The 13,320-nt window shown below is 74.5% G+C and carries 11 protein-coding genes; 8 read left to right on the top strand and 3 right to left on the bottom strand.

Translation table 11 applies throughout. From position 1 onward, the window contains the following. Positions 1-10: 10 nt before the first annotated feature. Entirely contained in the window at positions 11-493 is a 483-nt protein-coding gene (locus BM093_RS26480; RefSeq protein ID WP_093351706.1) for a cation:proton antiporter regulatory subunit, read from the bottom strand. A 44-nt stretch (positions 494-537) separates the two neighbouring features. On the opposite strand from BM093_RS26480, the gene BM093_RS26475 reads away from it, so the two are divergent. The 8 genes from BM093_RS26475 (at position 538) to BM093_RS26440 (ending at position 10,475) form a co-directional block, all read left to right on the top strand. Continuing rightward, entirely contained in the window at positions 538-1,089 is a 552-nt protein-coding gene (locus BM093_RS26475) for a Uma2 family endonuclease (protein WP_093351700.1), read from the top strand. A gap of 45 nt (positions 1,090-1,134) precedes the next feature. Continuing rightward, on the top strand, positions 1,135-2,925 hold the full coding sequence (metG, locus tag BM093_RS26470) for a methionine--tRNA ligase (protein WP_093351695.1): 1,791 nt from the start codon (positions 1,135-1,137) through the stop codon (positions 2,923-2,925). 11 nt (positions 2,926-2,936) lie between these two features. After that, the gene (locus BM093_RS26465; protein ID WP_093351692.1) at positions 2,937-3,812 is read left to right on the top strand and encodes a TatD family hydrolase; all 876 of its coding nucleotides are present in this window, start codon (positions 2,937-2,939) and stop codon (positions 3,810-3,812) included. A 266-nt stretch (positions 3,813-4,078) separates the two neighbouring features. Continuing rightward, positions 4,079-5,032: a resuscitation-promoting factor gene (locus BM093_RS38025; RefSeq protein WP_093351689.1), complete on the top strand. Its 954-nt coding sequence runs from the start codon at positions 4,079-4,081 to the stop codon at positions 5,030-5,032. A 50-nt stretch (positions 5,033-5,082) separates the two neighbouring features. Continuing rightward, a complete protein-coding gene (gene rsmA / locus BM093_RS26455) occupies positions 5,083-5,994 on the top strand; it encodes a 16S rRNA (adenine(1518)-N(6)/adenine(1519)-N(6))-dimethyltransferase RsmA (protein WP_093351685.1) in 912 nt (303 codons plus the stop codon). A gap of 51 nt (positions 5,995-6,045) precedes the next feature. Next, a complete protein-coding gene (locus tag BM093_RS26450) occupies positions 6,046-7,590 on the top strand; it encodes a DHA2 family efflux MFS transporter permease subunit (RefSeq protein WP_245773819.1) in 1,545 nt (514 codons plus the stop codon). An 89-nt stretch (positions 7,591-7,679) separates the two neighbouring features. Further along, positions 7,680-8,657, top strand: coding sequence for a 4-(cytidine 5'-diphospho)-2-C-methyl-D-erythritol kinase (locus BM093_RS26445; RefSeq protein ID WP_093351680.1), 978 nt, complete (start codon positions 7,680-7,682; stop codon positions 8,655-8,657). A gap of 18 nt (positions 8,658-8,675) precedes the next feature. Further along, the gene (locus BM093_RS26440; protein ID WP_093351677.1) at positions 8,676-10,475 is read left to right on the top strand and encodes an ABC-F family ATP-binding cassette domain-containing protein; all 1,800 of its coding nucleotides are present in this window, start codon (positions 8,676-8,678) and stop codon (positions 10,473-10,475) included. A gap of 230 nt (positions 10,476-10,705) precedes the next feature. Here BM093_RS26440 and BM093_RS26435 read toward each other — a convergent pair whose 3' ends face one another. Beyond that, entirely contained in the window at positions 10,706-11,536 is an 831-nt protein-coding gene (locus BM093_RS26435; protein WP_093351668.1) for an LLM class F420-dependent oxidoreductase, read from the bottom strand. A gap of 58 nt (positions 11,537-11,594) precedes the next feature. Beyond that, complete coding sequence (locus BM093_RS26430) at positions 11,595-12,962, bottom strand: dipeptidase (RefSeq protein ID WP_093351663.1); 1,368 nt, start codon at positions 12,960-12,962, stop codon at positions 11,595-11,597. Between the last annotated feature and the right edge of the window lie 358 nt (positions 12,963-13,320).

Raw genomic sequence — 13,320 nt, 5'->3', positions numbered from 1 at the left:
CCCGCCCGCCTCAGCCGCGGGCCAGTACGTCGGCGGCCTGGTCCAGCTTCTCGTTCAGCCCCACCGCGATGAGCACGTCCCCGCCGGCCAGCACGAAGTCCGGGGTCGGCGACGGGTGCACCTGCCCGGCACGCATCACCGCGACCACCGACACCTGGGTGCGGGTGCGCAGCGCTGAGTCGCCGAGCGGGCGGCCGTCGTACGGGCTGTGGGACTTGACTGGCAACCGCCGGGTGGTGATGCCGGGGAGGTCCTTGTGCTCGTCGTTGAGCTGGTTGACCAGCTGCGGGGCGCCGAGCAGGTTCGCCAGCGCGCCGGCCTCCTCGTTGGTCAGCGGCAGCTCGGCCACGCACGCGTCCGGGTCGTCGGCGCGGGAGAGGATCAGTGCGGTCCGGCCGTCGCGGTGGGAGATGACCCCGATCCGCCGCCCGTCGCGCAGCTCGATCTCCTTGCGCACCCCGATCCCGGGAAGTGGTGTCACGTCCACGTTCACACTGCAACGGTACGCCCGGGCGCCGGATCGCTACCCTGACCGGTGTGAAGGTCGTCATGCTGGAGGCCCCGCAGGCGATGCTCGAGGAGCGTCGCCGCCTCGGCCTGGACCACCGGGACGAGATGTGGGACGGGGTGCTGCACGTGGTTCCACCGGCAGGGGGGCCGCACCAGCGGTTGTCGACCCGGCTCACCATGACCCTCGGACCGCTGGCGGAGCGGCACGGGCTGGTCCCGCACATGGAGACCGGCCTGTTCCGTGCGGCCACCGACTACCGGGTCCCGGACCAGTCCTACTGCCGTCCCGAGCACCTCTCCGAGCGGGGCACGGAGGGTGCGGAGCTGGTCGTCGAGGTCCGCTCCGCCGGGGACGAGACCTACGACAAGATCGATTTCTACGCCGCGGCCGGCGTCCGGGAGCTGCTCGTCGTGCACCCCGGCGACCGGCGGGCCGAGGTCTTCCGCTCCGTCGGCGGGCGGCTGCTGCCGGTGCAGGCCACCGGCGGTGTGCTCGGGCTCGAGACCCTGGAGGTCGAGCTGCGGACCGGTGCGGGTGTCCTGCACCTGACCTGGGATGACGGTTCCGCCGAGATCTGACCGGGCGGCGCGGCCCGCTCCCGGGCGTGCGCATACGCTGGACGCATGAGTAAAGCCGTGCTGACCGCCGTGGCGTGGCCCTACGCCAACGGTCCCCGGCACATCGGCCACGTCTCCGGTTTCGGTGTGCCCTCCGACGTGTTCGCCCGGTACCGGCGAATGGCGGGGGACCGGGTGCTGATGGTCTCCGGCACCGACGAGCACGGCACGCCGATCCAGGTGCAGGCCGACGCCGAGGGCCTGACCCCGCGGCAGCTGGCCGACAAGTACAACGACGTCATCACCGCGGACCTGCAGGGCCTGGGCCTGTCCTACGACCTGTTCACCCGCACCACGACCTCGAACCACTACGAGGTCGTGCAGCACATGTTCACGGCGCTGTACAAGAACGGCTACGTGGTGCCGCGCACCCAGCTCGCCGCGATCAGCCCGTCCACCGGGCGGACCCTGCCGGACCGCTACATCGAGGGCACCTGCCCGATCTGCGCCTACGACGGCGCCCGCGGCGACCAGTGCGACAACTGCGGCAACCAGCTCGACCCGGCCGACCTGAAGAACCCGCGTTCGAAGATCAACGGTGAGACCCCGTCGTTCGTCGAGACCGAGCACTTCTTCCTCGACCTGCCCGCGTTCTCCGACGCGCTCGGGTCGTGGCTGTCGACCCGCACCGACTGGCGGCCCAACGTGCTCAAGTTCTCGGCGAACCTGGCCGAGAACCTCAAGCCGCGGGCGATCACCCGCGACCTGGAGTGGGGCGTCCCGGTGCCGCTGGACGGCTGGTCGGACAACCCGATGAAGAAGATCTACGTCTGGTTCGACGCGGTGATCGGCTACCTGTCCGCGTCGGTGGAGTGGGCCCGCCGCGGTCCCGACCCGGACGCCTGGAAGCAGTGGTGGACCGACCCGGACGCCCAGGCGTACTACTTCATGGGCAAGGACAACATCACCTTCCACTCGGTGATGTGGCCGGCGATCCTGCTCGGGCAGAACGGGCAGGGCGACCGCGGCGGCGAGCCCGGCCCGTACGGCACCCTCGACCTCCCCAGCGAGGTCGTGTCCTCGGAGTACCTGACGATGCTCGGGTCGAAGTTCTCCACCAGCCGCGGCACCGTGATCTACGTCGGTGACTTCCTGCGCGAGTTCGGGCCGGACGCGCTGCGCTACCACATCGCCGTCGCCGGGCCGGAGAACCAGGACGTCGACTTCACCTGGGACGAGTTCGTCCGCCGGGTCAACTTCGAGCTGGCCAACGAGTGGGGCAACCTGGTCAACCGCTCGGTCTCGATGGCGCACAAGAACGTCGGCGCGATCCCGCGGCCGGCCGCACCCCAGCAGGCCGACGCCGAGCTGCTCGCGTACTCGAAGGCCGGCTTCGACACCGTCGGCGGGCTGCTCGCCCGCAACCGGTTCAAGCAGGCGGCCGGCGAGGCGATGCGCGTGGTCACCGCGGCCAACCGGTACCTGTCCGACCAGGAGCCGTGGAAGCGCAAGGACGACCCGGAACGCCGGGACACGATCCTGCACACCGCGCTGCAGGTCGTGCAGGACGCGAACACGCTGCTCACCCCGTTCCTGCCGCACGCGGCACAGCAGGTGCACGAGGCACTCGGCGGCACCGGGGTGTGGGCGGCGCAGCCGGAGCGGCGCGAGGTCGACGACCTCGGCGACGGGCCGGCCTACCCGGTGCTGACCGGGGACTACGCGGGCGAGCAGGCGCACTGGGGCTCCACCCCGGTCGAGGTGGGCCGGCCGCTGGCCAAGCCGACCCCGATCTTCAGCAAGCTGGCGCCGGAGCTGGGGGAGACGGGTCCGGAGTGGGCTCCGATCCAGCAGTGAGCGAGCCGGCAGTGAGCGAACCGGCAGCGAGCGAGCCGGCGGCGAGCACCGGGACCGCTCCCCACGGTCGCCGTCCCCGCCCGGAACCGCCGGAGCCCCTGGCGGCCCCGACGATCGACAGCCACACCCATCTCGACGCGTGCGGCTGCGAGACCGCGGACGACGTCGTCGCCGCCATGGACCGCGCGGCGGCGGTCGGGGTCACCGGAGCGGTCACGATCGCCGACGACCTCGCCGCCGCACGCTGGGCGGTCGGTGCCGCGCACACCGACGAGCGGGTGTGGGCGGCGGTCGCGCTGCACCCCACCCGTACCGCATCGGTCACCGGCGCCGACCTGGCCGAGATCGAGCGCCTGGCCGGCGACGACCGCGTGGTCGCCGTCGGCGAGACCGGGCTGGACTACTACTGGGACCACGCACCGCCGTCGGCCCAGCAGGACGCGTTCCGCTGGCACATCGGACTCGCCAAGCGCACCGGCAAGCCGCTGATGATCCACGACCGGGACGCGCACGACGACGTGCTGCGCATCCTCCGCGAGGAGGGCGCCCCGGAGACCGTGGTCTTCCACTGCTTCTCCGGTGACGCGGCGATGGCGCGCGAGTGCGTCGACGCCGGCTACGTGCTCTCCTTCGCCGGGCCGGTCACGTTCAAGCGCAACGACGAGCTGCGGGCCGCCGCGGCGCTGGTGCCCGAGGACGGGTTCCTGGTGGAGACCGACGCCCCGTTCCTCACCCCGCACCCGCACCGCGGCCGGGCGAACGAGCCGTACGTGCTGCCGTGGACGGTGCGCGGCATGGCCGCGACGCGCGGGGAGACGGAAGCCCGCGTCGCCGAGCTGGCGCGGCGCAACGCCGAGCGGGTGTTCCGGACGCGCGCAACCGATTGACGCCGCCCGTCGATGCCGACGGCGGGGTTGCCGTCGTTCGGCGTCGATCACGGGCCGCTCACCGCCGTGCCGGTCCCCGGGTCCTTGATGGCCGGTCACGGTCCGCTAACGTTCGGCCCCGTACCCGCCGGGATGGGGTCGCTCCCCCCGACCTGCGGGACGACGACCGGCCGCTCCCCAGCAGCGGTTCCGCTCCCCGGCTCCGCGCCGGTCGTCGTCCCCGCCGGTCACGCCCCCTGCCCGGCCAGCCGAGCCACCGGGACATCATGTTCGAGCGCAACGTCGGTCAGCACGTCGGCGACGACCTCTTCGCGGACGACGCCACGCGTCCTCTCCCCGTGTCCGGTGCCGCTGCCCCCGCCGGGCTCTCCGGCGCCGGGGACGGGTACGTCAGCTACGAGGGACGGCACCGCGGCGGTGCCGTCCGCTCCATGACCGGTGCCCGCACCGTCGCCGCCGCGGCCCTGTTCTCCGTGCCGACCGGTGGTCTCGCCGTCGCCGTGATGGCGCCGCAGTCCGGAGAGGACACCCAGACGCTGCGCGCCGGGCTGGCGTCGAGCGCCAGCGACCTCGGTGCCGCGTCGATGACGCTGGACCGGCACTCGTCGTCGCCGACATCGTTCGCGCCGGTCGCCGCACCGACCACCGGGTCGGACATCGTCGACGCGCAGGTCGTCGAGTCGCAGAAGCTCCCGGTCACCGAGCGCGAGGTCCAGGACCCGAACCTGGAGGAGGGCACCCGCACCGTCGTCGACCCGGGCCGCGAGGGTGAGCGCAGCGTGATCTGGCGCGTGTCCTACGACCAGGGCCGCGAGGTCGGGCGCGAGCGGATCGGCGCCGGGCAGGACACCCCGGCCGAGCCGCGGGTGGTCAAGGTCGGCACCAAGAAGAAGGTCGAGGAGGTCGCCCCCGACGCCGCCGACGGCGAGGACAACTCCTCGAAGTCGTCGTCGGCCCCGGCCGTCGGGAACGGCGCCGTCTGGGACAAGCTCGCCGAGTGCGAGTCCGGCGGCGACTGGTCGACCAACACCGGCAACGGCTACTCGGGCGGCCTGCAGTTCGACAAGCAGACCTGGCAGTCCTACGGCGGCGACGAGTACGCGCCCACCGCGGGCAAGGCGAGCCGCGAGGAGCAGATCGCGATCGCCGAGAAGGTGAAGGACGAGCGCGGCGGCTACGGCGCCTGGCCGTCCTGCTCGAGCAAGCTCGGCCTGAGCTGAGCACCGGGGCCTGCGCCGCGCCACGCGGCGCCCCCGGCGAGAATGGACGCGTGAGCGAGAACGGGACCGCCCGGTTGCTGGGCCCCGCCGACGTCCGGGTGCTGGCCGACCGGCTCGGTCTGAGCCCCACCAAGAAGCTCGGCCAGAACTTCGTGCACGACGCCAACACGGTCCGCAAGATCGTGAAGGTCGCCGGGGTGGACGGTGACGACGTCGTGCTGGAGGTCGGCCCCGGCCTCGGGTCGCTGACCCTCGCCCTGCTCCCGGTGGCCGACCGCGTGCACGCGGTCGAGATCGACCCGGTGCTCGCCGGGCAGCTCGCCGACACCGTCGCCGACCGCGCCCCCGATCTCGCGGACCGGCTCACCGTGACCGCCGCGGACGCGCTGCGGATCGGCGCCGCCGACCTCGCCGTCCCCGGCCGACCGGACCGGGCCGGGACCGCTGGGACCGCGCTGCCGAGCGTGATCGTCGCGAACCTGCCCTACAACGTCGCCGTCCCGGTCCTGCTGCACCTGCTGGCCGAGCTGCCCGGGATCGAGAGCGGGCTGGTGATGGTGCAGGCCGAGGTCGCCGACCGGCTCGCCGCCCGGCCCGGCTCGAAGGAGTACGGCGCGCCGAGCGCCAAGCTGGCCTGGTACGCCGACGCCCGCCGCGCCGGCCCGGTCCCGCGGGCGGTGTTCTGGCCGGTCCCCGGCGTCGACTCCGGACTGCTCGCCTTCCGCCGGCACGACCCGCCCGCCGGGGCGGACCGGGCGGCGACGTTCGCGGTGATCGAGGCCGCGTTCGCGCAGCGGCGCAAGGCCCTGCGCGGCGCGCTCGCCGGCTGGGCCGGGTCCCCGCCCGCCGCGGAGGCCGCGCTGCGGGCGGCGGGCATCGACCCGACGGCGCGCGCCGAGCGGCTCTCGGTCGCCGACTTCGCCCGGGTCGCGGCCGCCCGCCCCGGGGCCGGGGACCGGTAGCGGCCGGGCCCACCTGCCCGGGCGCGGGCGTCACAGGCGCATGATGACGTGGTGACACTGTCGAGGGAACGCGTGGTCGGCACGGACGGGACGAGTCCCTGGCCGGCGCTCTGGGCGATGGTCATCGGGTTCTTCATGATCCTGGTCGACGCCACCATCGTCACCGTCGCGACCCCGGCGCTGCTGCTCGCGTTCGGCACCGACGTCAACTCCGTGGTCTGGGTGACCAGTGCCTACCTGCTGGCCTACGCCGTCCCGCTGCTGATCACCGGGCGGATGGGGGACCGGTTCGGGCCCAAGCGCGTCTACCTGGGCGGGCTCGCGGTGTTCACGCTGGCCTCGCTGTGGTGCGGCCTGACGACGACGATCGGTGGCCTGATCGTCGCCCGCGTCGCGCAGGGTCTCGGCGCGGCGATGATGACGCCGCAGACGATGGCCGTGATCACCCGGACCTTCCCGGCCGCCCAGCGCGGCCGTGCGATGAGCCTGTGGGGTGCGGTCGCGGGGTTCGCGACCCTCACCGGGCCGATCCTGGGCGGGCTGCTCGTCGGGGGCCTCGGCTGGCAGTGGATCTTCTTCGTGAACGTGCCGTTCGGCGCGGTCGCGTTCGTCGCGGCGTGGCGGCTGGTGCCGTCGCTGGCGGTGTCGCGGCGCCGGTTCGACCTGGTCGGCGTGGTGCTCTCGGCGACCGGGATGTTCCTGCTCGTCTTCGGCATCCAGGAGGGGCAGAAGTACGACTGGGGCCCGATCGTCGGGCCGGTCCCGGTGTGGTCCCTGATCGTCGTCGGGGCCCTGGTGCTCGTCGTGTTCGTGTGGTGGCAGTCCGTGCTGGGCCGGCGGGAGACCGGCAGCGAGCCGCTGGTGGTGCTGCGCCTGTTCCGGGACCGCAACTTCTCGCTGGCCAACATCGCGATCTGCAGCGTCGGGTTCGCGATCACCGCGCAGGGCTTCCCGTTGATGATCTACGCGCAGAGCGTGCGCGGGTTCACCCCGACCGAGGCCGCGCTGCTGCTCGCGCCGCTGGCGATCCTCTCCGGCGGGCTCGCGCCGTGGACCGGCAAGCTCACCGACCGGATCCACCCGCGGCTGATCGGCGGGTTCGGGATGTCGACCTTCGTGCTCGGCCTGGTCTGGCTGGCGCTGGCGATGGGCCCGGACACCCCGGTGTGGCAGCTGCTGCTGCCGATCGCGCTGCTCGGCGTGTCGAACTCGTGCGTGTGGGCGCCGATCTCCACCAGCGCCACCCGCAACCTGCCGATGGACCAGGCCGGGTCCGGGTCCGGCGTCTACAACACCACGCGGCAGGTCGGCGCCGTGCTCGGCAGCGCGGGCATCGCCGTGCTGATGCAGGCCCGGCTCGCCGCGCTGCTGCCCGGCGCCGGGGGCTCGGGCTCGGGCTCGCCGGAGACCGCCGCGGCGGGCGGCCCGCTGCCCGAGGCCGTGCGGGAGCCGTTCGCGCAGGCGATGGCCGAGTCGGTGCTGCTGCCCGCCGCCGTGCTGGTGGTCGGCCTGGTCGCGGTCGCCTGCTTCGCCACGCCCCAGCACCTGCTCGCCCGCCGCGACCGGACCGCCGATGCGCCCGTGGCGGGGGCCTAGCCCGCCCGCTCCGGCGTGCACAGTGAACCGGCCCACCTCGACCGGCCGGGCGGCGGCGGAGCCCGGCGCGCGGGCCGTAGGGTTGAGCGGTGCTGTCCGCCGTGCCGCGACCGGTCACCGTCCGGGTACCCGCGAAGATCAACCTGCACCTCGCCGTCGGCGGGGTGCGGCCGGACGGCTTCCACGACCTGGTCACGGTCTTCCACGCGGTGAGCCTGTTCGACGAGGTCTCGGTGGAGCGCGCCGACGAGCCCACCCTGGACGTGCACGGCGACGGCGTCGCCGAGGTCCCGCTCGACGCCACCAACCTGGCCTGGCGCGCCGTCGAGCTGCTGGCGCAGAAGGCGGGCCGCGACCCGGACGTCCGGGTGACCCTGCGCAAGGGCATCCCGGTCGCCGGGGGGATGGCCGGCGGCTCGGCCGACGCCGCGGGCGCGCTCGTCGCGCTGTCGACGCTGTGGCGCATGGAGCTGGGCCGCGACGAGCTCTCGGAGCTGGCCGCCGAGCTGGGCTCGGACGTCACGTTCGGGCTGCACGGCGGCACCGCGCTCGGCACCGGCCGCGGCGAGCAGATCATCCCGGTGCTGGCCCGGCACCGGCTGCACTGGGTGATCGCGCTGGCCCGCGGCGGGCTGTCCACCCCGGGCGTGTTCCGGGAGCTGGACCGGCTGCGCGGCGACGGGGACATCCCGGAGCGCCCGGTCGAGCCGGTCCTCGAGGCGCTCGCCGGCGGCGATCCGCGCCAGCTCGCCCTGAACCTGGGCAACGACCTGCAGGCCGCGGCCGTGTCGATGGCCCCGGACCTGCGCCGCACGCTGCGGGCCGGGGTCAACTCCGGCGCGCTGGCCGGGCTGGTGTCCGGGTCCGGGCCGACGTGCGCGTTCCTGTGCGCCGACGCCGACTCCGCCGTCGACGTCGCCACCGAGCTGGCCGGGATGGGCGTGTGCCGCACCGTCCGCGTCGCACACGGGCCGGTGAACGGGGCCCGTGTGGTCGACGACGACGAGCACCCGCCCGACCGCGGCGGGCCGTCCACGTCGGGCTCCTGGCCCCCCGCTCGCGCCTGATGAGAGTGATCTGAAGAGATGGCGAACCTGCTCAACCTCGAGAACGTCACCGCGCACGTGCCCGGTGACGCCTCCCGCGTGCTGCTCGACGCCGTGTCGCTCGGCGTCGAGCAGGGCGACCGGATCGGCGTCGTCGGGCTGAACGGCGGCGGCAAGTCCACCCTGCTCGACGTGATCACCGGCGAGCGCCCGGTCGAGGGCGGCCGGATCAGCCGGGTCGGCGGGCTGCGGATGGCCCACCTCGCCCAGCACGACCGCTTCCCGCCCGGGTCCCGGGTGCGTGACATCGTGCTGCAGCACTACGACGCCGACCACGAGTGGGCGGCCGACCCGCGGGTGCGCGACGTCCTCGACGGGCTGGGCATCACCGACGTGGAGCGGTCCACCGACGGCCTCTCCGGTGGCGAGAAGCGCCGGGTGTCGCTCGCCGCCGCGCTGGTCGGGGACCTCGACCTCGTCGTGCTCGACGAGCCGACGAACCACCTCGACGTCGAGGGCATCGGCTGGCTGGCGAAGCACCTGGTCGACCGGCGGATCGCGCTCGTCGTCGTCACCCACGACCGCTGGTTCCTCGACACCGTCTGCACCCGCACCTGGGAGGTCGCGAACGGCAACGTCGAGTCCTACCTCGGCGGTTACGCGGACTGGGTCTACGCCCGCGCCGAGCGCAGCCGCCAGGCCGACGCCGCCGAGCAGCGCCGCCGCAACCTGGCCCGCAAGGAGCTGGCCTGGCTGCGCCGCGGCCCGCCCGCCCGCACCTCGAAGCCGCGGTACCGGATCGAGGCGGCCGAGGCGCTGATCGCCGACGTCCCGGCGCCGCGCAACACCGTCGAGCTGATGCAGTTCGCCACGAACCGGCTCGGCCGCACCGTGCTGGAGCTGGAGGACGCCACGGTCCGGGTCGCCGGCCGCACCCTGCTGGACCGGGTGACCTACCGGCTCGGCCCGGGGGACCGGATCGGCATCGTCGGCGTCAACGGCTCGGGCAAGACGACGCTGCTGCGCGCCCTGTCCGGCGAGCGGGAGCTCGACGGCGGGCGCCGGGTGCAGGGCAGCACCGTGAAGATGGCGCAGCTGAGCCAGGAGCTGGTCGACCTGCCCGCCGACCTGCGGGTGCTGGAGGCGACCGAGGCGGTCGCCAAGTACGTGCGGTTCGGCAAGCAGGAGATGACCGCCTCGCAGGTGCTGGAGCGGCTCGGGTTCCCGGCGTCGCGGCAGTGGACCCCGGTCGGGCGCCTGTCCGGTGGCGAGCGGCGGCGGCTGCAGCTCACCCGGCTGCTGATGGACGAGCCGAACGTCCTGCTGCTCGACGAACCGACGAACGACCTCGACGTCGACACCCTCGCCGGGCTGGAGGACCTGCTCGACGGCTGGCCGGGCACCCTCGTGGTGGTCAGCCACGACCGGTACCTCACCGAGCGCGTCTGTGACCAGGTGCTGGCGCTGTTCGGGGACGGGAAGCTCACCCATCTGCCCGGCGGGATCGGTGAGTACCTGGACCGGCGCGCGGCCGCCGGGCGTGGCCCGTCCGGGGCGGCGCCGACCGCGCCGCCGGCGGCCGGGGAACCGGCGGCGAAGCCGGACGCACCCAAGGTGAACGCCGCCGCGCAGCGGGCCGCGCGCAAGGACGCCCAGCGCCTCGAGCGGCGGATGGAGCAGCTCACCGCGCAGGAGGAGAAGCTGCACGCTCGGCTGGCCGAGGCGGCGACCGACCCGTCCCGGCTGGTCGAGCTGGACCGCGAGCTGCGGGTCGTCGTCGCCGAGCGGGAGTCGGTGGAGATCGAGTGGCTGGACGCCGCGGAGCGGGCCGAAGGCTAGGTCTGGGTTAGGGCGTCTCCTCCCGTAGTAGGAGACGACCGGCCCCGGATATCAGTAGTTCGACCGATCCGGACCGCCCGCCGGGCCCGATACCGTGGTGCACGCGTCACGGCGGGCGGGGAGCGTCGCCGGGACGCGGGGGGAACGGGCCGGTTCCCCGTCACCGCTCGTCGGGGGGACGGTGACGGGGGCCGGCCGTCGTCATGTCGAGGGGCCGGGTTCCCGGCCGGTCAGCGCGCCTTCTCGGCCACCTGCGCCAGCTCGTCGAGCTTGGTGAGGCTCTCCGCCTCGGGGCGGGTGGGCAGCAGGAACGTGACCCGCTCGACGCCGGCCTCGGCGTACCCGGCGATCGTCTCCGCGTCCGCGGGTGCCGCGAACACCGTGGTCGGCACGTCCGGCTTGCCCCGCTCCGCCAGGTCGGCCCGCACCCGGCGGATCTCGTCGAACGACAGGTGCGCCCGCGGCAGCCAGCCGTCACCGACCTCGGCGAGCCGGTTCAGCGCGGCCTCGCTCTCCCCGCCCAGGTAGATCGGCGGGTGCGGGGTCCGGACCGGCTTCGGCCAGCAGTACGAGCGCTCGAGGTGGACGTGGTCGCCGTCGAACCCGGCCTCCTCCTCGGTCCAGAGTGCCTTGATCGCGTGCAGCTGCTCGGTCATCAGCGGGCCGCGCTTCGCCGGGTCGACGCCGTGGTTGCGCATCTCCTCGCGGTTCCAGCCCGCGCCGACGCCGAACAGCAGCCGCCCGCCCGAGACCAGGTCCAGGGTCGCGGTCTGCTTCGCGGTGTGGATCACGTCGCGCTGCGGCAGCAGGGCGATACCGGTGCCGAGCAGCAGCTCGGTCGTCGTCTCGGCCATCGCGGCGAGCGTGAGGAACGGGTCGAGGGTGCGGTAGTAGACCCGCGGCAGGTCACCGCCGCCCGGGTAGGGCGACTCCCGGCTGGTGGGGATGTGCGAGTGCTCGGCGAGGAACACCGAGTCGAACCCGCGCTCCTCGAGCGCCCGCCCCAGCGGCCCGGGCCGGATGCCCTCGTCGGTCACGAACGTCGCGATGCCGAATCTCATGGGTCCTGGATACCCGGTCGGGCCGCGCCGCATGCGGGCGGCCGTCCCGGGCCGGTCGTCAGGCCCGGCCGGCCAGCCGGTGCAGCAGCAGCGCCTCGGCGAGCACGCCCTTGCCGAACATCTCCAGGTGCAGGCTCTCGTCGATGCCGTGCCAGCGGCTGGCCGGGTCGCCGACCCCGGTCACCAGCACCGCCGCACCCGGGAACGACCGCGCGAACTCGGCGATGAACGGGATCGAGCCGCCGATCCCGGTCTCCACCGCCGCGGTGCCGTAGGCGGAGGAGAACGCCGCCCGCGCATGGTCGTACACCTCGCCGGTGGAAGAGAGGCTGAACGGCTCGGCGACCCCGCTGCCGGGCGTCACCGACACGTGCGCACCCCACGGCACGTTCCGCTCCAGGTGCTCGGTCAGGGCCTGCCGGGCCTCGAGCGCGTCCTGGCCGGGGGCCAGCCGCATGCTGACCATCGCCCGGGCCCGGGGGATCAGCACGTTCGCGGCCTCGGCGACCCGCGGGGCGTCGAGGCCGAGCACCGCGACGGCCGGGGCGTGGTTGACCCGGTCCGGGATGCTGCCGGTGCCGAGGAACTCGACGCCGTCGAGCAGGCCGGCATCGCTGCGGTAGGTCGCCTCGTCCGGGTCGGGCGCGTCGGAGCTGCCGCGCACCAGGCCGGGGACGGCGACGTCGCCCTTGTCGTCGTGCAGGGTGGCCAGCGTGCGGCACAGCGCGGTGAGCGCGTCGCCGACCGGGCCGCCGTAGACCCCGGAGTGCGCCGGGCGCTCCAGCATCGACACGTCGACGACGACGTCGACCAGCCCGCGCAGGCTGGTCGTCAGCGCGGGGACGTCGACGGCCGGGTTGGCCGCGTCGGCGATCACGATGACGTCCGCGGCGAGCCGGTCGCGGTGCTGCTCCAGCAGCGCGGTGAGGGTGGGGGAGCCGGACTCCTCCTCGCCCTCGACGAACAGCACGACCCCGACCGGCGGCGTGCCGCCGTAGGCGCGCAGCACCGCGAGGTGGGTCATGACGCCGGCCTTGTCGTCGGCGGCGCCGCGGCCGTAGAGCCGCCCGTCCCGCTCGGTCGGCTCGAACGGCGGGCTGCTCCACTGGTCGTCGCCGCCGGTGGGCTGGACGTCGTGGTGGGCGTAGAGCATGACCGTCGGCATGCCCTCGGGGGCGGGCCAGTGCGCGACGACGGCGGGCGCGCCGCCCTCCGCGGCGATGGTCCGGACCTCGGCGGCACCGGCGTCGCGGGCCAGCCCGGCGACGGCCTCGGCGCTGCGGCGGGTGTCCTCGGCGTGCGCCGGGTCGGCCCAGATGCTCGGGATGCGGACCAGCGTCTCCAGATCGGTCCGCGCCCCGGGCAGCACCGCCGCGACGGCCTCGGCGAGCTCGGCGGGCGGTGGGGTGCTCTGCTGACCTGCCATGGGACCGGATGCTACGCCGCGCGCCCGCCCCCGCCGCCTCCTCGCCCCGCCGCGCCGGGCCGGGTTCGCGAGGGGACACCCCGGGGCTCGCCGAGCGTTCCGGGGGCACTCCGGAGCGCGCCCGGGTGCCCCGAGGGTGCCCCCGGGAGCGCTGGGTGCCCCGAGGGTGCCCCTGGGGACTGGGCGCCGGGAGGGCCGGTTCCGCGGGGGTGCCCCTGGGGGCGCCGGGTGCCTCGAGGGCGCCCCCGGAAGCGCTGGGTGCCCGAGGGCCGGTTCCGCGGGGGTGCCCCGGGGGGCGCCGGGTGCCCCGGGGGTGCCCCTCGGAGCGCTCGTGGCCCCGGCCGTCGGGGGTGCGGGT

Origin of the sequence: Pseudonocardia ammonioxydans (genome assembly GCF_900115005.1) — a bacterium.
Classification (GTDB): domain Bacteria; phylum Actinomycetota; class Actinomycetes; order Mycobacteriales; family Pseudonocardiaceae; genus Pseudonocardia; species Pseudonocardia ammonioxydans.
The sequence above is the reverse complement of the archived record's forward strand: the minus strand, read 5'-3'. Positions and strand labels throughout refer to the sequence as shown.